Origin of the sequence: Paenibacillus allorhizosphaerae (genome assembly GCF_042659105.1) — a bacterium.
Taxonomy (GTDB): domain Bacteria; phylum Bacillota; class Bacilli; order Paenibacillales; family NBRC-103111; genus Paenibacillus_G; species Paenibacillus_G allorhizosphaerae.
On sequence record NZ_JBHSRV010000003.1, the window covers coordinates 303903 to 327357 of the forward strand.

Here is a 23455-nt window from a genome sequence, read left to right on the forward strand (position 1 = left end):
ATTTTTTATAATTGATCCAATAAAAAATCCCCCTGCGTAAGCAGGAGGAAAACTTGTTTGGAGCAGCCGCCCCAGAAATGCGTTTTCGCGCGGTCATTTCTTTTTCTCGGTTTCGACATACTGCGTAATTTTCTCGTCCAACGACCGCAGTGCCGTATTTACATCCATTTTGTCATTGACATAGTCGATGAATACGTCGCGAGCCATATCCATTGATTTCGAGTAATAAGGCGAAAATGCCGGACTTGCAGGAGATTTGCTCTTAAATATGCTCTGGATGCGCTTGCCTTGCAAATAAGGAATATCCTGTCCGAACACTTTGCGGTATTCCGGATCCTGCAGCATGGACAACCGGGCTGTTTTCTTGCTCATCTCCAGCTGCACTTCACGGGAGAACAAAACCTCAAGCACACGCATCGCATCATCCTTGTGCTGACTCGACTTCGATATCATGATCGTGTGCAAATCGTACATACCGAACGTGTTCGGCTTATCCTTGTAGCTTGGAAACTGGGCGACATCCCAATTCAATTCGGGATATTGTTTCAGGTTGTTGAAAATGTTGATCGATGCCAGCATTCCGACATTTTTTTCCTTCATGAATGCGGTGATGGCGCTTTGCTTCAAGTTGGCCGGTTTATTGCCCGGTATCGAATAAATCGCTTTGCCGTTCTCGAAGCCTTTCCGGTAATCGTCGCCTGTAACCAGCGAGCGGCTTGTTTTGAGGTCTACAAGATTCAGCCCGAGCGGAAATAATATGCGAGTGAGGTGATCGGGGTCCAAACCGCGATACTGCACCCCATTATCCAAACGGGTCACTTTCTTGCCGAGCTCAATCGCATCGTCCCATGTCATGCCGTCCTGCGGGTACGGTACCCCGAACTTCTCGAACACGTCTTTATTATAGTAGAGCGCATTGAATTGCTGCGCGAACGGCACACCGTACAATTCGCCTTGATCGGAAATGGATCTCATCGTGTCGAGCGACAACTGGTCAAAACGTTTCAGGTCGAATTGCCGCTTGACCGCCAGCGGAGTCATATCTTCGTACAGCCCAAGATCTTTAAAGGAAGGGATATTCCCGTTCCACATGGCGATGAGATCGATTTGCTGGCCGGCTGCTACCACTTTCTCGATGTTCGTTTCTTTCCCTAAAGTAATGGTGATGTGCGGATATTTTTTCTTCAGCGGTTCAACGAACAAGAGTTCAAAATCCTCTTGGGTAAAAAATATTTGATGCTGGAATAAATTGAGCGTTACCGGCGTCAGTGTCTCCGCCTTCACCTCCTGCTCCTTCTTGCCCGGCGTTTGTGCTTCCCCTGCTCCCCCGGCGCATCCGCTGAGTACACCCGCTATCATAATTCCCGCCATACTAGCCTTCCATTTCTTGTTCATCTATAATCCCCCATTTGCATACAGCTATTCAGCCGCATGAATTCCAGAATAAAATCGGCACGATTGAAAGTGCTTACATTCATGTGCAAGTTGATTGTATCTCTTTTTACGCTGTCGATTATTTCATTTTTTAACCGGAATATTTCATTTTTTATGCGTAACGATACATGGCGTCATATCCTCATATAAGCCGAAATGCTGAAACGTATGAGGGTATTTTTTGTTCACGGGTTCGGCGATCAGGAGATCGTTCGACTCCCTTTTCAGAGCACCCGCCGATGAGCTCTGCCAATAAAAGAACCGCCAATCGTACCGAGCGCTTTTTGTCCATTGAATGTCCCCTCTCCGCTTCACACAGCTTGACATCCGCATGAATATCACTATATAAATTTTGAATAATTCCCACTTATTATGATAAAGTATATAAATAACGTGTTCAATTCAATCATTTTCGCAATAATATCAATATTTTCGCATTCGATGTCATCAACCGCAGTTTGGAGGAAGTCGCCATGATCCGCAACGGAAACGTACATCTGACCATTAATGGAAACGTTTACTTAACGATTACCGAGCTCGAACGCAGACTGCCAATCTATTTGACCTGCGTAGGCAAATGGAAAAATCAATATCCGATCACTCGCCAAAATGACTATCCCGATTATCAGTGGATTCAGTGCACAAGCGGACAAGGCGTACTAAAGTCCGCCGGCATGCAATATTCGATCAAGGCAGGTCAAGGCATGCTGCTGTACCCTTACGAAGCACACGAGTATTACGCAACCGAGGAGCCGTGGGGCGTATGGTGGCTCTCGTTCAACGGGACGCAGGCGCCGAGCATGCTGCGAACGCTGCAGTTCGAAGGGACGCAGGTGATGCATGTTACGCATCCCGAGCCGCTGATCGACAAGTTCGCATTGCTGCAGAGCAGAGCTGCCCTGAGCGAGCAAATCAACAGTGTCGAGTGCTCGGGCATTGTATATAACATGATCCTCGATTTGTACCGATACGGCGCGCTCACCGACATTCAATCCAGACAGCGCTATTATACGCAGCTGACGCCCGCCCTCAAACTGATTGAGGAAAAGCATCATCTGCCGCTGACGCTCGGCGACATCGCTTCTTCTTTAGGCGTATCCGAGCAGCATACGTGCCTTCTGTTCCAAAAGACGTTCGGCATGCGGCCGTTTGCTTATGTCACGCAAGTGCGTCTGCGCAAAGCGAAGGAGCTGCTGCTGCGCGCGCCCGAGCTTCCCGTATCGGAAGTGGCGCGAAGCGTCGGCTACGAACATACCAGCTACTTTATTCATTTATTCAAGCAGAAGGAAAATCGAACGCCGCAGCAATTTCGAAACTATTCCTGAATGGAGTGCGTCCGCCGCGAACTACAAACGCAAACGGGCACTCCCTTCCGTCGAGCCTGCTCGAGGATGAAATGCCCGTCGCGTATGTTGCCGGCTGGCGGCTATATGCCGTTACAGCAGCTTTTTCACTTCGGTAATGGCGGACGGGTTGTCCGCTTGTTCGTTGTCCTCCACGATGCCGCGGGTGGAATTGCGAAACTCTCGAAGCGTATCCCCGAACGCGCGACCGAGCTGTGGCAGCTTGGACGGTCCGAAGACGATCAATGCGATCGCTAGAATCAAGAGTAAACCGGAAACGCCGATATTGTTGAACATTGTGAAATCCTCCTCTTTCTCTTCATTGCAAGTCAGCCGTTCGACATGCTCTCCTGCATGGACCGCCATTGTTTGCCCGATACGGCGACGCTGATTTCAAACAGCAAAATGAGCGGAATCGTGACCGACAGGTGGGAAACCATGTCCGGCGGTGAAATGCAGGAGCCCGTAATCGCCAAGCCGACGTAAGCATATTTTCGCGTCTTTCGGATAAGTTCCGGCGTAAGCAGACCGATTCTCGTCAAAAACAGCATCACCACCGGAAGCTCGAAGGCAATCGCCATCGGAAAGACGATATCGAACAGAAACGAAAAGTAGCGGTCGATGCCGTACGTCTCGACAGCGCCGATGGATTGATTCATTTTCTTCATGAACCGCAGCATCATGGGAAACACGACCAAGTAGCTGAACGCCACGCCGGACAGGAAGAGCGCGAAGGCGGCAGGAATATACGGCAGCGTGCCTTTTGCTTCCGTCTCGGTCAAACCCGGCTTCACGAACGCCCACAGCTGATACAGCAGCACCGGCAAAGTGAACAAAACCGCGAACAGCAGCGCGCATTTCATATAGATCATAAGCCCGTCCGTAAACGAAAAGACGTTCCATTCAATATCCGCCGCCATCGGCTGCGTTTTGATGTAGCGCAAGACGCTCGGTGAAAAATACAATCCGGCGCACAGCGTCGCTACAAACCATCCGGCCGCCACCGCCAGCCTCTTGCGGACTTCCGTCAAATGAAAAATCCAGTCTTCCTGCTCCATTCAGCCCTCCCTGCTCGCTTTGCGGCAGCGCCGTTATACGACCATTCCGCTTCCCTGCTTTATATATTTGGCAATACCTTCCGCAGCCCGGTAAGAAAGCGCACCGACGACAGCCGTAGGGTTGTAGCCGCTGTTATGCGGAAACGCCGACGCACCGACGACGAATACGTTTTCCGCATCCCACATTTGCAGGTACGAATTGACCGCCGAAGTGGAAGGATCCGCCCCCATAATGACCCCGCCGGTATTGTGCGTCGATTGATAAGGCACAATATTGTACGGTCCCAACTGATCGTTTGACCCCATCGTGGTCGGTTTCATTTCTTTCATAATCTCCGCCGACTTTGCCGATACGAATTTGATCATTTCCCGGTCCTGATCTTCGAAATCGAACGTAATCCGGATCAGCGGCAAGCCGTACGCGTCTTTATAGGTCGGGTCCAGATCGAGATAATGATGTCTCCACGGCATGCTGCTGCCCTGCGGAGATACCGACAGAACGCTGTAGGCGTATTTCAGCGAGTTTTTCTTGAACTCCTTGCCCCACGACGGTGTCCCTGCCGGCACCGAGTTCGTGGCAATCGGCCGCTGGCCTGTTTGCGAAATCCGGATGCCCGCACCGTGAATGAAATTGAGGTTCGAATGGTCGAAATTGTCACCGTTGAAATCTGGGATTTCCATCCCGAGCGAACCGGCGCCGGCGTACAGATTGAACTGCTTGTCGTCAAAAAAGCCGGTAGCCGCACCGCCGTTCGTCTGATATGCATAATTTTTGCCGATGACGCCTGTGCCGGCAGCGGGATCATAAGGCTTCCCCAGCTTGGACGTCAGCAGCAGCCTGACGTTGTTGAACACGTAGCTGGCCATAATGACAACGTCGGCCGGCTGCTCGAACTCTTCGCCGGTCACCGTATTCACATACACGACGCCGGAAGCTTTTTTCCCGTCGTGGATGATTCTCGTCACGTTGGAATAAGAACGCAGCTCCAGATTGCCCGACTTCTCCGCTATCGGCAGCACCGTCACGACCGGGTCGGCTTTCGCGCCGTATTCGCAGCCGAACCGCTCGCAATAGCCGCAATACTGACAGGCGGCGCGGGTAATGCCGTCCGGGTTCGTATACTGCTCCGACAGGTTGGCCGACGGCATCATGTAAGGATGGTACCCAAGCTTCTTGGACGCATCTTCGAACAGCTTGAGCGCCGGCGTTTTCACCATAGGCTTCGTCGGGAAAGGGGCGGAACGCTTCCCTACCAGCGGGTTTTGCTCCTGGTCGCCGGAAATGCCGGCCATCTTTTCGAACTTGTCGAAGTAAGGCTCGATCTGATCGTATGTAATGCCCCAATCTTGAATCAGCATCCCGTCCGGTATTTTCTTTTTCCCGTACCGTTCGACGGTTTTGCTGTAGATTTCAAAGTCGTATGGCAAAAACCGAAGCGTTTGGCCGTTCCAGTGAATACCGGCGCCGCCGAGGCCTTCGCCGAGCAAAAAGGACCCGTACTGCCGCATCGGAACGGCGGTTAACTTTTCCGTGTTGCGGAACGTGATCGTTTCCTTCGAAAGGTCCTGCATCAAATCGTACCGCTGGGCATAGCGCAGCTCGTCATGCACCATGTAGTAGTCCTTCGTGCCCCGCGGTTTTCCTCGTTCCAATCCGAGAACCTTGATTCCTTGCTTCGTCAGTTCAGCGGCAATAATGCCCCCGATCCATCCCATGCCAACGATGACAACGGGAACTTTCGGCATTTTCGTAGCCATGCGCATTTCCCTTCTTTATCTATGGTTTTTCGTATCAAGCAAAGCGATCAATGCGTAGCAAAATGGTCATGCAAGCTTCGCGGTTCCATCGCTACAAACTTGTCTTCCGCCATAATGTTCGTGAAGCTCATCTGGTTGCCCGGATATTTGCGCATTTTCCAGCCTTCCATATTTTTGTTGCCACCGTACACCGGGTCGGAGTACACGCCTTCTATAGTCATCACGCGAAGCAGATTGAAAAAGGTTTTGCCCGTAATCCCGTTCACGACCATAATCTCGCCCTTTTCCATGGAACCGAGAATGGCGTCTTTCTCTTCGTCGGACAAATCGACGAACGACTTCGAATATTTTTTATTGCTTGCGTCATCAAGCGCTTGCAGCCCCATCGTAAACACTTCATGGCGCAGGATACTTTGATAGTCGCCCTGCGTTGCTTCCCCCCGGACGAAAGGCCCCATCCGATACTCGCGCGCGTTCACGCCGTAAGGACTGGCCATTTGATGATCGATGTAAAATGCGACGCCAAGATCCGTTGCGCCCGGACCGTTCTCGTCTTTCGGAAATATGCGTTCTGCAGCGGCTTCCGTAATTTGCAGCTGCGTTTGGGTAAAAAACATCGGCGCCTTGTTGAAATCCGCCACAGGCTTTGCTGGTTCGGGAGCCGCAGGAGCTGCCGGTTTTTTACCGAACCCTCCCGTGAAGGCGCCTACGATGCCTCCGCCAACCACCGCTCCGCCGATTGCCGCTCCGGAATATTTCAGAAACCGGCGTCTCGATCGGTCCGGCGGTTGATCTGTGTTTCGTTCTGCCATTTCCTCTTTCCTCCTTCGTCGCTAAAAGAATAAATCCCGACACTACCGGGTACATGTATTTTGTTACTGTATGAGATTTCCTATGCATGAAAATTCATGTGCAGGGACAGTATAATTTTCAAAGGCGTTCTATGGAGGAGACCACATGATGAAAAAATCAATTGTATATGCTGTTTTGCTGCTATCCATCAGCCTTTCCGTATCTGCCTGCGGAAACAAAGGCGCTGCACCGCCTCCTGCGAATCAAGGCGGAGGCACGACGACCGGCGGTGGGGCGACGACAGGTGGCGGGGCGGCAACGGCGGATGCCCAAGCGATCTTCAAACAAAACTGCGTCAGCTGCCACGGCAACAATCTGGAAGGCGGCGTAGGTCCAAACTTGCAAAAGGCCGGATCCAAATATTCGAAAGATCAGATCGCTACACTGGTCAACAACGGCAAAGGCGCGATGCCCAGCTTCAAAGGAAAGCTTTCCGACACGGAGATCGGCGCAATCGCCGACTGGCTTGCCGCGAAAAAATAAGCCGAACATTGGATTTATGAAACAAAACAAGCAGCGCTCCTCTCGAGACATCCTCTCGGAAGAGCGCTGCTTGTTTTCTTGGGTTGGAGCACATTGCGTTGCATTCGTTTATTTGGCGTCATGAAAGATGACGCCAAGGCTGTACCGGGTGCCCGACGTGACCGTGCTCACACCATGTCGAAGCGTAGTTTGATAGTATCCGCGAGTCCCTTCGACAGGGCGCCGCTGCGTAGGAAAGATGAGCGCTCCTCCCTGCTCAATCGTAACGGCATGTCCTCTGGATTGCGCCCTCGGCCTTTGCTCTACGAGCAAAAATTCGCCTCCGGTATAATCTGTCTCTCGCCGATTCAATGCGATGACGACTTGAAACGGGAAATGGATGTCGCCGTACAAATCCTGATGCAGGCAATTGTATCCGCCCGCTTCATATTTCAACAGGAGCGGCGTCGGGCGCGTTTGCTCCTGCCGATGACATTGATCGAGAAAGGGCTGCAGGTCGGCCGGATACATCGCCTCCTGCCCCAAGCACTGCAGCCATCGATTGGCCGCGACGGCAAGCTCCGGGTACAACGCAGCGCGCAGCGTCTGAACAAGCGGCGGCAGAGGCGCTTGAAAATATTTGTACTCTCCGCTCCCGAACCGGTATCTGGCCATATCGATCCGCGTGCGGAAATGGGACTCTTCCTCGTACATCGCCCTTAGCTCCCCGCACTCCTCTTCCCGCAGCAAGGCCGGAATCGCAGCATAGCCCTGTTCGTCCAGCGCCTGATGGAGCAAAACCCAATCCAGCGATGCGACCCGCTGTTCGATTCGGTTAGTCATAAGCAATGCTGAATTGCGATAAAGAGCAATCTTTCTCCAGTTGAAGCAGCCCGGCCTTCATCTCCAGTCCTCCCCGGTATCCCGTCAGTTTGCCGTTTTTGCCGATGACCCGGTGGCAAGGAACGACGATCAACACCGGATTCGCCCCGATCGCGGCGCCGACGGCGCGAACCGACTCCGGCTTGCGAATGCGCTGCGCTATATCCGTGTAAGTGTACGTGCGCCCGTAACCGATGTCGTAGACCGCATTCCAGACCGAGCGGTGAAACGGCGTGCCGACCAGGTCGAGAGGCAGCGTAAAATCAGTCCGCCTCCCCTCAAAATATTCCGCAAACTGTGCCGCATACGTTTGCATCTTCTCGTCGTCTTGAACTAAACGGTAACCGGGGAGCCGGTTGTTAGCCCATTTTTCCAACTCTTCAAACGGCTGATTGGCCGAACCTACGAAGCAAAGTCCGTTTGTCGTCGCAGCCATAAACATTTGCCATGGTTCATGAACAAAGGAAGTCCAATACATGATCGGATCGCTAGTTTGCTCCACGTTCCATCCCTCCATTAGGTTTCTGGTTCATTGCGCTTGCGGCTTCCCGGTATTGCGTAGGCGTAAGCCCCGTCTTCTTCTGAAAAACGGTGGCAAAATGCGCCGCATTCGGGATGCCGACCGCAACGGCAATATCCATGACCGAGCGGTTTGTAGCCGTCAGCTCCATCATGGCTCTGGCGATTCTCGTCTGCTGAATGTGCTCGGCAAGCGTAATTCCCTTGATTCGCTTGAATGTACGGTGCAGATGATACGGGCTGCCGTGGAACAGATCGGCAACCTTGCCGAGCGTTAACGTTTCGCTATAGTGCTCCTCAACCCACTGCTCGATCTGCATTACCCATTCTTCATCCGGCAGCCGCAGCCCATCGGGTCTGCAACGTTTGCACGGGCGGAATTGCGCTTCGAGCGCCTGCAGGGCATATTGGAATACACGCACATTGGCTTTATTGGGGACTCTCGATTTGCAGGACGGGCGGCAAAAGATCCCGGTTGTCTTGACAGCGTAATAAAAAATTCCGTCGAACGACGCATCGTTTCCGACAATCGCCCGCCATGCTTCATCGGTCATGCCGTCGGTTTCCGCGAACACGGCATCTTGCTTCACCGGTTCATCCGACTTCCCAGCTTCTCCTTGCCCGCTCTTACTCGTCATGATGAGATCACCTCTAGTCAAAGTATAACCCGGATTATCGCAGGACGTAAGCCGCCGCGAATACAAGAGCAAGATTACGAAAGCGCATGGACGCATTGTGTGATACAACGGAGATAGATTATGATGAATCTGCTTAGGAAAGGAAGATGACTAATGAAACATCAAACCGAGCTGAAGCTCACCCTACCGCAACGGTTTAGTTTCAACGAAAACTTGCGCTATTTGTCCCGCTCGACCAACGAATGTATGTTCCATATCGAAACCGGCAGCATTTATAAACGGATACCGGCTCAACCGTTCAGCCCTCTTGTCGAAATTAGCGGCGAACAAGAAGGCGCGATCGTCATTCGATATTTGGATAAAATACTCCCGCAGCCTGAAGAGATAAACGACGCAGTAACCCGGTATGTGCGGGATTGGTTCGATCTGGACACCGATTTGGAACCATTTTATGAATTGGCCGGCAGCGATCCTCTGCTTCAAAAAGTGGTGAACGAATTTTACGGACTACGGATCATGGGCATTCCGGATTTATTCGAGGCGCTATGCTGGGGAATTATCGGACAGCAAATCAACCTTGCTTTTGCCTACACGTTAAAGCGGCGTTTCGTCGAAGCGTTCGGAGAACAGACGGAGTACAACGGGATGAAGTATTGGATATTCCCTGAACCGCACCGCATCGCAGAGCGATCGGTGGAAGACTTGACTAGCCTGCAGATGACGACCAAAAAATCCGAGTACATCATCGGCGTAGCCCAGTTAATGGCCGAAGGCCTCTTGTCCAAGGAAGGTTTGCTTCAAGCAGGCGGCCTTGCAGCTGTGGAGAAACAGTTGGTGAAGATTCGGGGGATTGGACCGTGGACGGCCAATTATGTGATCATGCGCTGCCTAAGAATGCCTGCCGCCTTTCCTATTGACGATGTCGGACTGCATAATGCGATCAAGCACCTTCTCGGACTGGATCAAAAACCGTCGATCGCGCATATTCGACAGCTATCGTCATCTTGGGGAGACTGGAAAGCATACGCGACCTTTTATTTATGGAGATGTCTGTACTAGAACGAACAAGAGAGCTCCCTCATCAAGAGGGGCTCTCCGTTTTCAGCTCCAGGACCGTGATCCGGCGCTTGCCAAGCTTCCAATGACCAGCTCGATTGTAGCCGTCATGTGCAATTTTTTGCTCCTTGCTCGATACGATTGCAACAAGCGAAACGGGGGCGAGCATCGGGACCGCATGATCCAGCAGTTCTTTTACCGGATCTCCCGCTGCCGTATTCCAGTCGACGATGTTTCCGTACGGCACGTCGGTAATGATCATATCCAGCTTACCCTTGCCGTTGCGGTGATCCAAAGGCTTGGTTGCATCCGCCTCAAAGCAGTCGATGATCGGGGTACGATGCAGCGAATCGACGATAGCCGCGAGCCGCACTGCGCTTTCGAGCGCGTCTTTGTGCGATGGTTTGCCGAATTGCTCATACAGATCCCGGATTTGTCCGATCCGCTGTTCCATCCCTTGCTGCGTCAACAGCGACAAATTTCTTTCGGCTAATTCCACGGCGGCGGGGTTCACGTCGGAGGCGGTGATTGCATGAAGATCATCGCCGTGCAAAAAACCGAGCGAAGTCAGCAAGTATCCGCCGCCGCAGCATGGATCGTAAAGATGATACGGCCCCGCGTTCCCCCTCCGGGTTAATTCCTGCTTTATCCATTGAAATATTTCGCTGGCCAAGCGTACAGGAAAGGCCGTCGCACCGTGTTGATTGTACAAGACGCGTCCGCTGGCCAAATCTTCTTGGTTATTGCGCTCTAACGAGAATCGGTAACTCACTTGTTTACGGTCACTCCAATATGAATCGTTATGATGGCGTCAATCGTATTTGTCTTCCTCGTCTCGGACTACATGTTCAAGGATCAATTCCGCCTCGGTCTCAAAGTTCAAAACCAGCGGTGCCGGAAGACGGTCAACGATCTCCGCCACCTCCGGCAAAGCAAGCAGCTGCTCCAACGTTTGGGGGCGCGGCTTCAACCGGTCAACCCACTCGCGGACAGCGTCGATGAAAGCGTAAAAAGATGCTTCGAAGCCATCGGCTGCCGCTTCGGCCTCTTCATGCGACGACTTCGCCATCGCCGCCCAGTTCGCTAACGCCGTGTCCAACGCTTTTTCCACCTTTGCGTCCATCTTCTCACCTCGCGCTCACCTGACGGTATTTGATAAAGCTTCCTATGCGCCAGACGCTAATATACAAGTAAGCCATCACCATCGTCAGCACGGTGAATTCCGTATATTCCAGCCCCTTCAAGTACTGCGACAATGCGATCCGAATCACAACGACCGCAATGATCACATACTTGAAATTTTTATTTCGCTTGGAATAGACCAGCCCATCATCCCGCTTCTCATAACCGGTATGGTACAGCATGATGCTGCCAAGCCCGATCCCGAGCAAGCCCGCGCACAGCAGCTCCCAGAGCGCCGGCAGGTGAAACGGATGATCCGGCAAACGGGTTAACGATTGTATCGTGAAGCCGAAAACGAAGAGAAGCAGGACGACAGGCGCGAGCATGCCGAATCCTTTATTGCGGATCGGCCGTTCTTTCCCCCGGGTTCTAAGCCAAATGACTAGAACGATAACGACGGCGGCGATGCCGTACCCAACGAGCGTTTCCGTATTCATGCGCTCCCACGTCCTTTCCCTATTTTTTGAGGTACTGCGACGGTTGAAATGTTTAGTACTCAACTATCTATTATATACGAATTGCTTCGGAAACAAAATGGATGAAGCGAACTGGAACAAACTGTACGACCGGGATGGATGAATGTATAATAAGATTATCAATACTATCATAAATTAAGGAGATTACATAGAATGACAACCCTCGTCACGGTAATCGGCACGATTTTTGTCGATTGCAAAGGATTCGCCCATCAAAGCTACAACCCGCTCGGCCGCAATCTGGGCAGCATTCAGTTCGTTCACGGCGGCGTAGGCCGCAACGTCGTTGAAAATTTGGCTAATCTGAGCATCCCTTCCGCTTTCGTATCTACGCTGGACGAATCCGCGCTCGGCGAAGAAATCAAGAAGCGGCTGGAGGATGCTAACGTCTCCATAGACCATGTGCTGCACACCCCAAGCGAAGGCATGGGCATGTGGCTCGCCGTACTTAACGAAAACGGAGATCTCGTCGGCTCCATCTCACAAATGCCGAACCTGCTGACATTGCAAGACCATGTGCTGAAGCGCGGCGAAGAAATCGTCAAAAAGTCTTCCCACCTTGCGCTCGAACTGGACTTGACGGAGCCGATCTCCCGTCACTTCCTTGAGCTCGCGAAACAATGGAACAAACCTGTCTACGGCATACCCGGTAATCTCGACATCATTCTGAAGCACAGCGATCTGCTCGACATGCTGGACTGCTTCATCTGTAATAACATTGAAGCCGAAAAGCTCGTCGGCGACAACTTCAACACCTTGGACATCCAAGGTAAAATCGCTGCGTTAACCGGCTATGTCGATTCGATCGGGCTCAAATCGATGGTCGTCACACTCGGTGAAGAAGGTTCGATTTATTACGACAGCAAGACGAAACAATCCGGCTATCAACCTGCGTTTCCCGTTCAGCTCGTCGACACGAGCGGTGCCGGCGATGCGTTCTTCTCCGGTACGGTGACGGGTCTGGTGCGCGGGCTGCCGCTCGGCGAAGCTGTCGTATGCGGCACGAAAGTAGCCGCCTGGACGATTGAGTCCAAGGAGAACAACTGCCGCGAACTCGGTGAAAAGACGCGGAGCGACGAAGTATTTCAAACGTTGCTCGTGAAATAAAACGAGAAGGGCTCCCGCCCTTCTCGTTTTTTTGTTCTATTTGCATGCTTGCCGCTAGATTACACCGTGCGCGATCATGGCGTCCGCCACTTTCTTAAAGCCTGCGATGTTGGCGCCGACGACAAGGTTGCCCGGATGTCCATACTCCGCTGCCGCTTGAACGGCTTCTCTGTAAATATTTTTCATAATCTGGTGGAGCTTGTCGTCCACCTCGTGGAAGTTCCAGGAATATCTCATGCTGTTTTGTGACATTTCCAGCGCAGACACCGCAACGCCGCCGGCATTGGCCGCCTTGGCCGGTCCGAACAGCACGTTCGCCTTCAGGAATACGTCGATCGCCTCCAGCGTAGAAGGCATATTCGCGCCTTCGCCTACCGCTTGAACCCCGCCCGCAACAAGCTTTTTGGCCGATTCTTGGTCAATCTCGTTTTGCGTTGCGCAAGGCAGCGCGATATCGCACGGGATCGACCAAATGTTATGGCAGCCTTCGGTGTAAACGGCGTCCGGATGCTCCTTCACATACTCGCTAATCCGCTTTCTCTCTACTTCTTTCAGACGTTGCACCGTATCGAGGCGAATCCCGTCCGGGTCGTAAATGTAACCGTTCGAGTCGCTGCAAGCTACGACTTTGGCGCCCAGCTGGTTCGCTTTTTGAATGGCGTAAATCGCCACGTTCCCGGAGCCGGATACGACCACGGTGCTTCCGTCGAAGCTGAGGCCTCTGGAGTTCAGCATTTCATTGACGAAATAGACGCAGCCGTAACCGGTCGCTTCCGTACGGCCCAAACTGCCGCCGTAGCCAATGCCTTTTCCCGTCAATACGCCGGCTTCATAACCGCCGCGGATTCGTTTGTATTGCCCGAACATAAATCCGATTTCTCTGGCTCCGACGCCGATATCCCCTGCCGGAACGTCCGTATCGGGTCCGATATATTTGTATAATTCGGTCATGAAGCTTTGTGTGAAGCGCATCGTTTCTCCATCGGATTTGCCTTTCGGGTCAAAGTCGGAGCCGCCTTTCCCCCCGCCGATCGCTTGACCGGTCAGTGAGTTTTTGAACGTTTGCTCAAAGCCGAGAAACTTGATAATGCTCGCATTCACGGAAGGATGGAATCGAAGTCCCCCTTTGTACGGACCGATCGAGCTGTTGTACTGTACGCGAAAACCGCGGTTCACGCGGACGATACCTTGATCGTCCACCCATGGCACCCGAAACGTAATCAACCGCTCCGGTTCGACGAGACGCTCCAAAATGCCCAGCTCTCTGTATTTCGGATGTCTTGCAACGACAGGCACCAACGAATCCAAAATTTCTTTTACAGCCTGGTGAAACTCGGTTTCGTTCGGATTGCGTTTGACGACCGTATCGTAAACTTCCTGAACATACTCTCTTGCTGTCGCTTCTTCCTGATTCAACGTTTGAAGATTGCTCATTGTTAGCTTCCAACCACCTTCGTAATATAATTCTTAGCCCTACAGTATGAAGTAAAAAATAAAACCAATCGACTTGTTTTATTTTTACACAATACGCGAAAAGCTTCAAGAATTATTTACAATACGTGTAAGATTCATAGTTTCGAATGCGCGATCTTCCTGCATTTGAACACCCAAGCCGGCGGAATATTTAGCGGCGTATAGCCCGTATCAACAAACGAAAAAAGGTTTGAAACTTCTTTTTTCGCAGCAGCGAGTATTGAAACGCAACAAACGTGCCGTGGTGGTGCTCTGAACTGTATTGGGATTGAAACGGCAAGAAGTAACAGTCATGGAATAACGGATCCAAAAACTGGTGAAGATTGTTGTATCGCGAATATTGCGGAGGGTCTAAGGCGATTGTTGTTTTCTGGAGCTTATCCATTCTGCTCATCGTTGCTTTCAGTTTTACAAGAAGAAGGCTTCATTTATTCGAAGGAATTGTGCAATGGTGCTTCTTATTATGCTTGCAAAACAACTTTATTTGGCTTATGTGCTTGAATCTAAAGCTAGTCGAACTCTCGCAAAACCTTTTGAATTATTGGGCTTTTGACAGCATTCGGTCCGTCATTGCTCCCCTGGCCATGATATACTTTCTCGAACTGAACGATGGTTTGAATTCGGTGTGGACAAAAGCGATCTGTTGGGCCGGTATGCTCGCCGCCATGATCATGTTCATCGCCGTCAAATACCGGACGAATACGAATGCAAATACGACGCAGAGCATGGCGGCAAGAAAATAACATACAGCCTTGCTGCACTTTCCTTGTGCGCGCCGTTCTCCCGGCGCGCGTTTTTGTGCTGCCACGACCGGATCACCGTTTCAGGCCCCAGCTAGGGTACAACGGCGTTAATCCACCGTCAACACGACCTTGCCGCGGACATGGCCGGTTTCCACTTCGCGATGGGCTGCGGCCGCCTGCTCGAGCGGAAACGATTTCCAGATGCAGACGCGAAGCTTGCCCTGCACGTACAGATCCAACAGCGCGTTCAGCCGCTGGACCGACCGCCGGCTGCGGATGGCGCGCACGCCAAGCTGCTCCGCGCCGGCGAAGTCGACGATCGTGCCGATGCGCGATTTGTCCGCGACGAGCTCGGTCGATACGCGCAGCGCCTCGCCGCCGACGGCGTCGAACGCCGCGTCCACACCTCCGGGCGCGAGGGCTCGCACCCGATCTGCAAGCCCAGCGCCATAGGCGACCGGGATCGCCCCGAGCGACCGCAAATAGTCGTGATTGCGCTCGCTCGCGGTTCCGATGACGGTCGCTCCCGCAGCAAGGGCCAACTGCACCGCCATCGTACCCACACCGCCCGCGGCGGCATGCACCAGCACCGTATCCCCGGCGCTTACGCCAAGGTCCTCCAGCGCCGTATGCGCCGTTTGCCCGGACGCGCTCAAGGCACCCGCCTCCTCCCATGGCATGGATTGCGGCTTCAAAGCAATCTGATCGCTGCCGACCGCCACATATTCGGCGTAGCAAGCGAGCACCGACCAGCCAAGAACATCGCTGCCGACGGCGAACCCTTCCACGCCCTCCCCTGCTTGGTCGACGATGCCCGCGAACTCGTTGCCGACGATTTGCGGGAAGCGGACCGGAAAGCCGTTGCCGCTCCACCCGCCGCGCACGGCCGTATCGACCGGCTGGACGCCTGCTGCTTTGACGCGGACCCGGACTTGGCCGGGTCCAGGGTGAGGGTCGTTAAATGGCATTACTTGCAAAACGTCGGCGGAACCATACGAAGAAAAGGCTACAGCTCTCATCTAAACCACGCTCCCGTTAATGTATTGATTGTGGATTTGCTTGCAAAAAATAGTTTACAATGAATCATTAATAATTAAAAATAGATGTTATGATATATAATACATAGCTTTAAGTATATGAATGAAAGGATGAGGACGATGGAATTGCTGCAGCTTCAATATTTCCGCACCGTAGCGAGGCTTGAACATCTGACGAAAGCGGCGCACGAGCTTCGTATCGCCCAGCCTGCGCTCAGTAAAACCATTTCCCGTCTGGAGGAAGATTTGGGCGTGCAATTATTTGACCGGCGAGCCCGTCAAATCAGACTCAATGCGTTCGGAAAAGCGTTTCTCAAGAAGACGGAAGCGGCGCTGGCGCTGCTCGAAGAAGGCCGCAAAGAAGTCGCCGAGCTGGCGGGAATGGAACAGGGCAGTATTGTGCTCGCTACGACGACGCTGGATCGCTTTTCCGCGCCGCTGGGGGAATTTGTTTCGATGCATCCCGAAATTCATTTTCGCATTACGCAGGCTTCTTTGGATGAGATGGGGGCTTTGCTCGATAACGGAGACATCGATTTCATGATTTCCGCCATGCCTCCGCAGCGGCCGGGCATCCGCATGGTTCCTCTGCTGAGCGAAGAAGTGTTCCTTGCCGTCCCCCCTCGCCACCGGTTCGCGCAGCGGGACAGCATTTCCTTAAAGGAAGCAGCGGACGACCCGTTCATAGACTATAAGGAAGGGCATCCGTTCCGGCAAATGAACGACCGGTTCCGGCGCGATGCGGGAATGACGCCGAGAATCGTCTGCGAAGTCGACGAACCGGCAGCGATCGGCAGTCTTGTGCGTGCGGGGCTCGGCGTCGCATTCGTCGGGGCGTGCAAATCCGATCAGGCGACGCCGCTTATCAAGCTGCCGATCGAGGACCCCGGCTACCGGCGCACGTTCCAGCTCGCGTGGGACGAAGGCCGCTATATGTCCAAAGCGGCGCACAAGTTCCGCGAGTTTCTCATGAACTATTTTGCCGGACTGCACAGTTCCCGTTGATCCGGGCCGCACGGCTTTAGACGTTTTTGTGTTCGTACAAACGGACGGCGACAAACCACGAAGCGATCAGCATAACACAACCGCCGCCTGCCATCCACGACGTCAAAGCCGCGGTGTCCGCCTCCATCAGGATACGAACAAGGCTATTTACCTTTACATGCGTAAGCTCCAATACACGGAGCAGGATGAGACCGGCGACGCCGATTGCAAAAATCACAATCAAGTCCAGGATTTGAGCCATTCGCGAGCCGAGAGCGAAAAACATCGGAAAATAAACGGAATAAAACACCAGCATGACCGTTATGGTGATCCACAGCGACCGAGAATCAAACTGCGGCAATGGTTCGGCAGGCAGTAGAACAGCTGCCAAGATACGCCACAGGGATGTCAGCATGAAGGCAAGCAGCATAAACATGATAATGCTCACGTATTTAGATGTGACGATATCCCTTCTGCGCACCGGGAACGATGCAAGCAGCTTTCCGTTGTTGATTTTTTTCATCTATCTTGCTGGCCGCCACAAAAAGAAAGTGGCTGAATATTGCGGCGGGCACGGAGAGCGGCATACCTTCCAACGCGCCGAGCGCGAAAAACAATAATCCGATGAACACGATTCCAAAGATGATACACGGCTTCTGGATCCGCACATCCTTTATTAGCAGCTGCCCCATGCTAGTGTTCCTCCTGCGTATATACCAAAATATCATCGAGGGTCGGATGGTCCACGATAACCCCCTTGTTTTTTTCCGAGACAAACGTTCCCTTACTGGCTACCGATGCAATAAGCCCCTATTGCTCCAACTCGTCATAAGCTCTTTTGGTTTTAATGACGCCGATCTTTAACGTTTGCGCCAGATTGCGTATTAGCCATCGATCATACGACCGACAACTACCCGCGTTCTTAAATATATTCGATGTACTGTCAAACTTCGTCCATTATGATTGTACCGGGTCGAGCGAACCCGCTGCCAGCTTCTCGTCCTTAGGCAGCAAAGCGGCGAGCAGCCCGATCAATGGCAAATAAGCGCAAAGACGAATGACAAAAGAAATGCTCGTCACGTCCGCCAGCGTACCCAACACGACCGAGCCGATGCCGCCGAGACCGAACGCAAGACCGAAGAACAGTCCCGACACCGTTCCAATTTTTCCTGGCAGCAGCTCTTGCGCATAGACGACGATGACCGAGAAGCCCGAGAGCAGAATAAACCCGATAAAGACACACAATACGACAGCCCAGAATACGCTCACGTATGGAAGAAGCAGCGAAAACGGCGCCGTTCCCAAAATCGAAAACCAAATCATGTTGCGTCTACCGAAACGGTCGGCCAGCGGGCCTCCGAAGAACGTGCCCACCGCCCCGGCAACCAGCAGCGCAAACAAGATCCACTGCGCCTGCTCGACCGTAATCCGGTAATGATCGATCAAATAGAAGGCGTAAAAGCCCGTCATGCTGGCCACATACACAAATTTGGAAAACAGGAGCATGATCAGAATGAACAAGGAGTAAGCGATCGTTTTCCCCGGCAGCTCATGTCCCGCTTTCGCCGTCTTCTTCCGTGCAGGCCTGCTCGCAAGATCTCTCAGGTACCATTTGGCGACAAACCATTGCACCACGATGGCCGCCGCAGCCGCCAATGTGAACCAAATGATACCGAACTGGCCGAGCGGCACAAAAATCAAAGCGGTAAATATCGGAGCCAACGCCTGCCCTACATTCCCGCCGGTTTGAAAAATCGACTGCGCCAGCCCTCTTCGCGGCCCGGCCGCCAAATACGCGACGCGCGACGATTCCGGATGGAATACGGACGATGAGATTCCGATCAGAATGACAGACAGGATGACTTGCATGAACGAGTCGGCAAACGCCAAAACGACCATCCCGATCAAAGAAAACCCTACGCCGACCGGGAGCAGGTACGGCTTGGGACGCGTATCCGTATAATAACCGATCAGCGGCTGCAGCAGCGACGCCGTGACGTTCAAGGTGAAAGCAATCCAGCCGATTTGTGCAAAAGTCAAACTCAGCGATTCGCGAAGAATCGGAAAAATCGCGGGCACGACGGATTGGATCGAGTCGTTCAGCAAATGTACAAGGCTGATGGAAAAAATGATGGAGTACGCCGTCATTTGCGGCGATACGCTTGGCCCTTCGTTAAGCGCTGCATCGAACGTTCGGCTCGTCGATGGGCTCGATGCTTCGCTTGCCGCTTTGCTTGCGGGACTCGTCGCTTGACTTAACGTATCCTGTGAAGCGGAAGGGACGGTTGATTTACTCAAAATAGGTCACCTCTTCTTGTTTCATCTTATCATCTGACGTTTGAAATCATACTGCAATTAATCGGGCTCTGCCGATTGTTTAAGCAGCGCTACGGTACCGTCCAAATTTTGCAGCGTCCAATGGACGGCGGCGGCGGCATCCTGCGCCTTAATGGCTTGGTATAAATGTTCATGGTACGCGTTATGCGGGTCATGCGCCTCTCGATCCATAACCAGTTTATTCAGCGCCTCCAGCAGCTCGGACGAGAAGGTGCGGTACAAGTCGACCACGACCCCGTTTTTGCTTGCCATGGCAACCGACAGATGGAACGCGATATCGGCTTTCAAATAGCCGCTCATGTCGTCCCTCTCCAACGCTTGAAGCCGCGTATCGAGGTGCTCGCGCATCGTCCGCAGATCTTCGTCGTCGCGACGCTCCGCGGCCAGCTTGGCAATTTCCAGCTCCAGCATTCTTCTGACCTCGTAGACCTCCAATATTTCCGCTCGGCGCAGCCTGTGCGACAGCGGCTCCTGAATAATCGGATTGGAGATAAGGTATGTACCGAAGCCTTGCCTTTTCTCCAGTAACCCGGCATGGACCAGCACTCTTACAGCCTCACGAATGGTCGAGCGTCCTACACCGAATTGCTCCATTAATTCCGGCTCGGTCGGAATTTTCTCGCCATATTGAATATCACCGCTCGATATTTTCTTTTGCAGCTGAATGACGACATCGTCGACCAGCTTGTGGCGGTTCAAAGCTTGAAACGTCACTTTTGATTTCATCTGATCATCTCCTGTCAGCACATCATATCACAGCAAGCTTCGATACATCAATCATCGCTTATTAAAACAGCGAATGAACCGAACCCCGCATGCGGGGTTCGACCGACCGCTTCGCAGCAGCAAAACGGTCGCTCGGGATCATTAGCGCGCGTTGGAAAAGCGTCAACGGCGGAGTCCTATAACCTGAAAGCTAGACGCGAATTTCCACCGCTTTCACGTGGGAAGGCAGCTGTTCGTAGGAGCCCATTTGTCGAATGACCGGAAGCAATTCCTTTAAGGCGTTTTGGTCGATTTTCCCGATGGTCGAATATTTCACCATATCCTTTGAAGTAACGCCGGAGAACGCTTTGGCGAACCCGTTTGTCGGCAGCACGGCCGTAATGCCGATCGCGTAATTGGCCGCCGAGAACGGCGTATATTCGCCCAAAAGAATTTCCCCGGCGTGCCTGAGACGTTCCCGCACGACAGCCTCTCGTTCGCTGTTGCAAACAACCATTACATGCTCCGGCGCGAAGTCGTTGACAAACTCGCAGGCCGACTCGATATCCGTCGCGACGACAATCGTTCCTCTCCCGTCGTCTCCGAACACTTGCCGCAAGTTCCGCCTCCGCTTGTCATCTTCCACCTCCTCGATATATTGCCGCAGCAGCCTCTCCACCTCTACCGCCAAAGCGCGGTCCGTAGTGACGAGAAGCGATACGGAGTCCGGTCCGTGCTCCGCTTCGTTTATGAGATCGTAAGCGGTTCGTGAAGCATCGGCTGACGCGTCGGCGATGATCGCCGATTCGGTCGGCCCGAGGCCGACGACCGTCTTCTTCCCGTATGCAACAGCCGCGCTCATTGCAGCCGCGATACCTCCCGGCCCGGGGCCGAACACGCCGTCCACTTCCGGGATCGACGCCGTTCCTTGACAAAATGCGGCGATGACGGCGACGCCGTTGCCTACGACAAATTCGTCCGCTCCGGCCAGCTTCGCCGCAGCTACCGTGCCCGGATCGCCCAATCCGTCCCGCATCGGAGGCATCCCGACCACGATGCGCGGCACTCCCGCCGCTTTGGCCGCCGCAACCAGCATGATCGAGGTGGAGAGCAGCGGCCCTTTTCTCGCCGGAATCCATATGCCGACCGAGTCTAGCGGGCTCACGGATTCGCCGATGAGTGTTCCTGGTCGGATCTCGAGCTCCCACGATGTGGGCAGCAGCGCCAAGTTCACCTGCATTACATTGCGGATCGTCTGATCGATCGCTTCCCTTAGCGGTGCAGCCAGCGATGCAATACATTGTGCAGCGTAGTCGCCGGGCAGGACGATGTCGTCCAATGCGACGTCGTCGAAACGGCGCGTCGCCTCCTTTACCCCGGCATCGCCTTTTTCGGCAATGTCTTCGAAAATGGCGTAAATGCCGGTCATCATGCTTCGGTCAAACAGCTTCTTGTGCGCCGCAAATCGCTCTTTCAGCTTGGCGCGGTCTTTCGGATAGTCGCAAATCATCGTTTTCATGGCAGTTCCCTCCGTTAATGTTTTTTCAAAATAAAAAAGAGCCGTGCAGGATAAAAAAATACCTACATGACTCTTATGTCCGTAGGTACAACGCAAAATGGCGTTTGCACCTACGGAAAATTTTTTTCCGTGTACAAACGCTCAGCTATGATGATGTAATTGGATTGCCGTATACTCGCCAAGCTTGAAAATCATTTTGAAAACCCCTTTACGGATGTTGAGAATTATTATAATCAGATCCGTTTCGATTGTAAAGGTTTGCCATATATTTTTTTCCACACTGCCGAAGCGAGAACGGAATCGAACCGGCCCTCATCTAATGAACTTTCAACATCTGGTCGCTCGTAAACCACAGCTTGTAGCTGATCAATCCGAGCACCATCGCGGTCAATGCGGCCGAAGCCGCCAATATGAACATGATCAATATTTGGTAGCGCACCGCTTCGATCGGGTCCGCTCCGGCGACGATCATGCCCGTCATCATGCCGGGCAGCTGCACAAGCCCTACCGTCTTCATCCCGTCGACCGTCGGGATCATGCTGGCGCGAACCGATCGTTTCAGTGAGCTCTGAATCGCTTGCCGCACGGTCGCGCCGAGCGCCAGCAGCGTCTCGATTTCACCGCGCGACGTTTCCATCTCGCGGTTCATCTGATTCAGGAACAGCCCGGCGACGATCATGGCGCTGCCGATCGTGATGCCGCTGATCGGGATGATGAATTGGGCCGTCGGTTCAATGATGCGCAAGCCAAGCAGTATCGCTAGCGTTACCGCTTCCGTTGAGCCGATCGCCGCTGCGATGCGCAGCCGAATCCCCTTCAACCCGCGCGCCCGGCTTCCGGCATTCCAGGAAGCGACACCGATCATCATGACGATGATCGCCGCAATCAGCCATAACTGCTCCGCATGAAATATGTAGTGCAGCACATATCCGATCAGGAGCAGCTGCACGGCCGAACGCAGCGTGCCGACGGCGATTTCTTTTTCGAGGCCGAGCTTTTGGCGGATAGACAGGAACATCGTTACAGCCACGAACACCAATGTGCAGGCTAAGGCCAGGTTAGACATTCGGCACCTCTTCCTTCCCATTCTCTGGACTTTCGGTCTCCTGCCAGGCAATAAACCGCCGGGCTTCGTCGGTTCGCGGACAAGCGAAGAACGCTTGCGTGTCTTCCTGCTCCAGCAGCCGGCCCTCGGCCATAAACCAGACCCGGTCGCTCGCTTGTTTCACTTGCTCCAAGTCGTGTGTAATCCACAGATTGGCCGTCCCTTCGCGCTGCGACCAATCGTTCAGCAGCTGCTCCACCGCTTTTTTGCTTCCCGGATCGAGCGACGCGGTCACCTCGTCCAGCAGCAGTACCGCCGGACGCAGCAGCAGCGACCGGACAAGCGCGACGCGCTGCTTCTCGCCGCCGGACAGCTCGGAAGCTGGCTTCGCCCAATAAGTCGAAGCCAGCCCGAGCGCCTCCATGCAGCGTCCGGCCAGTTCCCGGTCGAACGGCGTGCCGTTCAAACGGCTGACCGTTTGCAGATTGTCTTCGACGCTGCCCGGAAGCATAACCGGCTGCTGCGCGACGTAGCACACCTGCTTGCGCCAATCATTTGGCTTCCAGCGGCTAAAGGACGTACCGCGGTAGAGAATGTCGCCCCCGTCCGCTGTGTCCAGACGCGCCATTATGCGCAGCAGCGTGCTTTTGCCTTGTCCGGAAATCCCGATGAGCGCCGTTCGTTGGCCTTGCGCGAGGTCGGCGCTCACTCCCTGGAATAAATACCGGTCAGGAGCGTCATACCGGCGTTTGGACAATTCGTGTAAGGTCAACAACGCGGTCAAGCTGACAACCTCCTCCTCTTCAACGAGTTGACCATGCGATTGGTTAAGGGCATAAAATTCA

General features: G+C 53.3%; 26 protein-coding genes. 5 read left to right on the top strand and 21 right to left on the bottom strand.

The annotated features are described in order from the left end of the window. Positions 1–93: 93 nt before the first annotated feature. Positions 94–1395: an ABC transporter substrate-binding protein gene (locus ACFQI7_RS14650; RefSeq protein ID WP_218097660.1), complete on the bottom strand. Its 1302-nt coding sequence runs from the start codon at positions 1393–1395 to the stop codon at positions 94–96. A gap of 512 nt (positions 1396–1907) precedes the next feature. On the opposite strand from ACFQI7_RS14650, the gene ACFQI7_RS14655 reads away from it, so the two are divergent. Continuing rightward, positions 1908–2759 carry an AraC family transcriptional regulator gene (locus tag ACFQI7_RS14655; RefSeq protein WP_218097661.1) on the top strand — a complete coding sequence of 284 codons (852 nt, stop codon included), beginning with the start codon at positions 1908–1910 and terminating at the stop codon, positions 2757–2759. A gap of 111 nt (positions 2760–2870) precedes the next feature. On the opposite strand, the gene ACFQI7_RS14660 is transcribed toward ACFQI7_RS14655, so the two are convergent. The 4 genes from ACFQI7_RS14660 to ACFQI7_RS14675 are packed head-to-tail and all read right to left on the bottom strand — an operon-like array spanning position 2871 to position 6405. Continuing rightward, on the bottom strand, positions 2871–3074 hold the full coding sequence (locus ACFQI7_RS14660) for a twin-arginine translocase TatA/TatE family subunit (protein ID WP_218097662.1): 204 nt from the start codon (positions 3072–3074) through the stop codon (positions 2871–2873). A gap of 32 nt (positions 3075–3106) precedes the next feature. Then, positions 3107–3835: a twin-arginine translocase subunit TatC gene (tatC, locus tag ACFQI7_RS14665; RefSeq protein WP_218097663.1), complete on the bottom strand. Its 729-nt coding sequence runs from the start codon at positions 3833–3835 to the stop codon at positions 3107–3109. 33 nt (positions 3836–3868) lie between these two features. Continuing rightward, positions 3869–5593 carry a GMC family oxidoreductase gene (locus ACFQI7_RS14670; RefSeq protein ID WP_218097664.1) on the bottom strand — a complete coding sequence of 575 codons (1725 nt, stop codon included), beginning with the start codon at positions 5591–5593 and terminating at the stop codon, positions 3869–3871. 47 nt (positions 5594–5640) lie between these two features. Next, positions 5641–6405 carry a gluconate 2-dehydrogenase subunit 3 family protein gene (locus ACFQI7_RS14675; RefSeq protein ID WP_218097665.1) on the bottom strand — a complete coding sequence of 255 codons (765 nt, stop codon included), beginning with the start codon at positions 6403–6405 and terminating at the stop codon, positions 5641–5643. A gap of 145 nt (positions 6406–6550) precedes the next feature. Here ACFQI7_RS14675 and ACFQI7_RS14680 point away from each other — a divergent pair, with 145 nt between their 5' ends. Beyond that, positions 6551–6928, top strand: a complete 378-nt coding sequence (locus tag ACFQI7_RS14680; RefSeq protein ID WP_329958208.1) for a c-type cytochrome — start codon at positions 6551–6553, stop codon at positions 6926–6928. Positions 6929–7036: 108 nt separating this feature from the next. On the opposite strand, the gene ACFQI7_RS14685 is transcribed toward ACFQI7_RS14680, so the two are convergent. Genes ACFQI7_RS14685 through ACFQI7_RS14695 form a run of 3 tightly spaced genes read right to left on the bottom strand, consistent with a single transcriptional unit; the run spans position 7037 to position 8862 of the window. Next, positions 7037–7750 (bottom strand): 2OG-Fe(II) oxygenase, encoded by a 714-nt coding sequence (locus ACFQI7_RS14685; RefSeq protein ID WP_218097666.1) that lies wholly within the window; start codon positions 7748–7750, stop codon positions 7037–7039. Beyond that, a complete protein-coding gene (locus ACFQI7_RS14690) occupies positions 7743–8267 on the bottom strand; it encodes a methylated-DNA--[protein]-cysteine S-methyltransferase (protein WP_230414720.1) in 525 nt (174 codons plus the stop codon). The genes ACFQI7_RS14685 and ACFQI7_RS14690 overlap by 8 nt, the downstream gene beginning before the upstream one ends. A 10-nt stretch (positions 8268–8277) precedes the next feature. Further along, a complete protein-coding gene (locus tag ACFQI7_RS14695; RefSeq protein ID WP_218097953.1) occupies positions 8278–8862 on the bottom strand; it encodes a bifunctional transcriptional activator/DNA repair enzyme AdaA in 585 nt (194 codons plus the stop codon). Between the two features lie 237 nt (positions 8863–9099). Between ACFQI7_RS14695 and ACFQI7_RS14700 the strand changes: the two genes are divergently transcribed. Further along, a complete protein-coding gene (locus tag ACFQI7_RS14700) occupies positions 9100–10005 on the top strand; it encodes a DNA-3-methyladenine glycosylase 2 (protein ID WP_218097668.1) in 906 nt (301 codons plus the stop codon). Between the two features lie 22 nt (positions 10006–10027). Here ACFQI7_RS14700 and ACFQI7_RS14705 read toward each other — a convergent pair whose 3' ends face one another. Genes ACFQI7_RS14705 through ACFQI7_RS14715 form a run of 3 tightly spaced genes read right to left on the bottom strand, consistent with a single transcriptional unit; the run spans position 10028 to position 11621 of the window. After that, entirely contained in the window at positions 10028–10774 is a 747-nt protein-coding gene (locus ACFQI7_RS14705) for a hypothetical protein (RefSeq protein WP_218097669.1), read from the bottom strand. Between the two features lie 39 nt (positions 10775–10813). Further along, positions 10814–11125, bottom strand: coding sequence for a hypothetical protein (locus ACFQI7_RS14710; protein WP_218097670.1), 312 nt, complete (start codon positions 11123–11125; stop codon positions 10814–10816). 4 nt (positions 11126–11129) lie between these two features. Next, positions 11130–11621 carry a CcdC protein domain-containing protein gene (locus ACFQI7_RS14715; RefSeq protein ID WP_218097671.1) on the bottom strand — a complete coding sequence of 164 codons (492 nt, stop codon included), beginning with the start codon at positions 11619–11621 and terminating at the stop codon, positions 11130–11132. 192 nt (positions 11622–11813) lie between these two features. Between ACFQI7_RS14715 and ACFQI7_RS14720 the strand changes: the two genes are divergently transcribed. Then, positions 11814–12767: a carbohydrate kinase family protein gene (locus ACFQI7_RS14720; RefSeq protein ID WP_218097672.1), complete on the top strand. Its 954-nt coding sequence runs from the start codon at positions 11814–11816 to the stop codon at positions 12765–12767. A 54-nt stretch (positions 12768–12821) separates the two neighbouring features. On the opposite strand, the gene gdhA is transcribed toward ACFQI7_RS14720, so the two are convergent. The 3 genes from gdhA to ACFQI7_RS14735 all read right to left on the bottom strand — a co-directional run bounded on the left by gdhA (position 12822) and on the right by ACFQI7_RS14735 (position 16002). Further along, entirely contained in the window at positions 12822–14201 is a 1380-nt protein-coding gene (gdhA, locus tag ACFQI7_RS14725; protein WP_218097673.1) for an NADP-specific glutamate dehydrogenase, read from the bottom strand. Between the two features lie 577 nt (positions 14202–14778). After that, positions 14779–15048 carry a hypothetical protein gene (locus tag ACFQI7_RS14730; protein ID WP_218097674.1) on the bottom strand — a complete coding sequence of 90 codons (270 nt, stop codon included), beginning with the start codon at positions 15046–15048 and terminating at the stop codon, positions 14779–14781. A 42-nt stretch (positions 15049–15090) separates the two neighbouring features. Next, on the bottom strand, positions 15091–16002 hold the full coding sequence (locus ACFQI7_RS14735) for an NADP-dependent oxidoreductase (protein ID WP_218097675.1): 912 nt from the start codon (positions 16000–16002) through the stop codon (positions 15091–15093). A 138-nt stretch (positions 16003–16140) separates the two neighbouring features. On the opposite strand from ACFQI7_RS14735, the gene ACFQI7_RS14740 reads away from it, so the two are divergent. Continuing rightward, positions 16141–17025 (top strand): LysR family transcriptional regulator, encoded by an 885-nt coding sequence (locus ACFQI7_RS14740; RefSeq protein ID WP_218097676.1) that lies wholly within the window; start codon positions 16141–16143, stop codon positions 17023–17025. Between the two features lie 16 nt (positions 17026–17041). Here the strand turns inward: ACFQI7_RS14740 and ACFQI7_RS14745 are convergent, their stop codons facing one another. The 7 genes from ACFQI7_RS14745 to ACFQI7_RS14775 all read right to left on the bottom strand — a co-directional run bounded on the left by ACFQI7_RS14745 (position 17042) and on the right by ACFQI7_RS14775 (position 23394). Next, positions 17042–17527, bottom strand: a complete 486-nt coding sequence (locus tag ACFQI7_RS14745) for an ABC-2 transporter permease (protein WP_218097677.1) — start codon at positions 17525–17527, stop codon at positions 17042–17044. Continuing rightward, positions 17457–17696 carry a hypothetical protein gene (locus ACFQI7_RS14750; RefSeq protein WP_218097678.1) on the bottom strand — a complete coding sequence of 80 codons (240 nt, stop codon included), beginning with the start codon at positions 17694–17696 and terminating at the stop codon, positions 17457–17459. The genes ACFQI7_RS14745 and ACFQI7_RS14750 overlap by 71 nt, the downstream gene beginning before the upstream one ends. Before the next feature lie 265 nt (positions 17697–17961). Next, positions 17962–19152, bottom strand: a complete 1191-nt coding sequence (locus tag ACFQI7_RS14755; protein WP_218097954.1) for an MFS transporter — start codon at positions 19150–19152, stop codon at positions 17962–17964. Positions 19153–19359: 207 nt separating this feature from the next. Continuing rightward, positions 19360–20067, bottom strand: a complete 708-nt coding sequence (locus ACFQI7_RS14760) for a FadR/GntR family transcriptional regulator (RefSeq protein ID WP_218097679.1) — start codon at positions 20065–20067, stop codon at positions 19360–19362. 190 nt (positions 20068–20257) lie between these two features. Further along, positions 20258–21565: a histidinol dehydrogenase gene (gene hisD / locus ACFQI7_RS14765; protein ID WP_218097680.1), complete on the bottom strand. Its 1308-nt coding sequence runs from the start codon at positions 21563–21565 to the stop codon at positions 20258–20260. A gap of 316 nt (positions 21566–21881) precedes the next feature. Beyond that, positions 21882–22631, bottom strand: coding sequence for an ABC transporter permease (locus ACFQI7_RS14770; RefSeq protein WP_218097681.1), 750 nt, complete (start codon positions 22629–22631; stop codon positions 21882–21884). Next, positions 22624–23394: an ABC transporter ATP-binding protein gene (locus tag ACFQI7_RS14775; RefSeq protein WP_218097682.1), complete on the bottom strand. Its 771-nt coding sequence runs from the start codon at positions 23392–23394 to the stop codon at positions 22624–22626. Before ACFQI7_RS14775 ends, ACFQI7_RS14770 begins: the two co-directional genes overlap by 8 nt. Positions 23395–23455 lie beyond the last annotated feature (61 nt).

Coding starts and splice junctions, on each gene's coding strand:
- ACFQI7_RS14675 (WP_218097665.1), bottom strand. CDS start 6,405: ATGGCAGAACGAAACACAGATCAACCGCCGGACCGATCGAGACGCCGG.
- ACFQI7_RS14755 (WP_218097954.1), bottom strand. CDS start 19,152: ATGACGGCGTACTCCATCATTTTTTCCATCAGCCTTGTACATTTGCTG.
- ACFQI7_RS14650 (WP_218097660.1), bottom strand. CDS start 1,395: ATGAACAAGAAATGGAAGGCTAGTATGGCGGGAATTATGATAGCGGGT.
- ACFQI7_RS14655 (WP_218097661.1), top strand. CDS start 1,908: ATGATCCGCAACGGAAACGTACATCTGACCATTAATGGAAACGTTTAC.
- ACFQI7_RS14740 (WP_218097676.1), top strand. CDS start 16,141: ATGGAATTGCTGCAGCTTCAATATTTCCGCACCGTAGCGAGGCTTGAA.
- ACFQI7_RS14715 (WP_218097671.1), bottom strand. CDS start 11,621: ATGAATACGGAAACGCTCGTTGGGTACGGCATCGCCGCCGTCGTTATC.
- ACFQI7_RS14750 (WP_218097678.1), bottom strand. CDS start 17,696: ATGGGGCAGCTGCTAATAAAGGATGTGCGGATCCAGAAGCCGTGTATC.
- ACFQI7_RS14670 (WP_218097664.1), bottom strand. CDS start 5,593: ATGGCTACGAAAATGCCGAAAGTTCCCGTTGTCATCGTTGGCATGGGA.
- ACFQI7_RS14745 (WP_218097677.1), bottom strand. CDS start 17,527: ATGAAAAAAATCAACAACGGAAAGCTGCTTGCATCGTTCCCGGTGCGC.
- ACFQI7_RS14760 (WP_218097679.1), bottom strand. CDS start 20,067: ATGAAATCAAAAGTGACGTTTCAAGCTTTGAACCGCCACAAGCTGGTC.
- ACFQI7_RS14660 (WP_218097662.1), bottom strand. CDS start 3,074: ATGTTCAACAATATCGGCGTTTCCGGTTTACTCTTGATTCTAGCGATC.
- ACFQI7_RS14720 (WP_218097672.1), top strand. CDS start 11,814: ATGACAACCCTCGTCACGGTAATCGGCACGATTTTTGTCGATTGCAAA.
- ACFQI7_RS14770 (WP_218097681.1), bottom strand. CDS start 22,631: ATGTCTAACCTGGCCTTAGCCTGCACATTGGTGTTCGTGGCTGTAACG.
- hisD (WP_218097680.1), bottom strand. CDS start 21,565: ATGAAAACGATGATTTGCGACTATCCGAAAGACCGCGCCAAGCTGAAA.
- ACFQI7_RS14700 (WP_218097668.1), top strand. CDS start 9,100: ATGAAACATCAAACCGAGCTGAAGCTCACCCTACCGCAACGGTTTAGT.
- ACFQI7_RS14685 (WP_218097666.1), bottom strand. CDS start 7,750: ATGACTAACCGAATCGAACAGCGGGTCGCATCGCTGGATTGGGTTTTG.
- ACFQI7_RS14735 (WP_218097675.1), bottom strand. CDS start 16,002: ATGAGAGCTGTAGCCTTTTCTTCGTATGGTTCCGCCGACGTTTTGCAA.
- ACFQI7_RS14695 (WP_218097953.1), bottom strand. CDS start 8,862: ATGACCGATGAAGCATGGCGGGCGATTGTCGGAAACGATGCGTCGTTC.
- ACFQI7_RS14710 (WP_218097670.1), bottom strand. CDS start 11,125: ATGGACGCAAAGGTGGAAAAAGCGTTGGACACGGCGTTAGCGAACTGG.
- ACFQI7_RS14690 (WP_230414720.1), bottom strand. CDS start 8,267: ATGTATTGGACTTCCTTTGTTCATGAACCATGGCAAATGTTTATGGCT.
- gdhA (WP_218097673.1), bottom strand. CDS start 14,201: ATGAGCAATCTTCAAACGTTGAATCAGGAAGAAGCGACAGCAAGAGAG.
- tatC (WP_218097663.1), bottom strand. CDS start 3,835: ATGGAGCAGGAAGACTGGATTTTTCATTTGACGGAAGTCCGCAAGAGG.
- ACFQI7_RS14680 (WP_329958208.1), top strand. CDS start 6,551: ATGATGAAAAAATCAATTGTATATGCTGTTTTGCTGCTATCCATCAGC.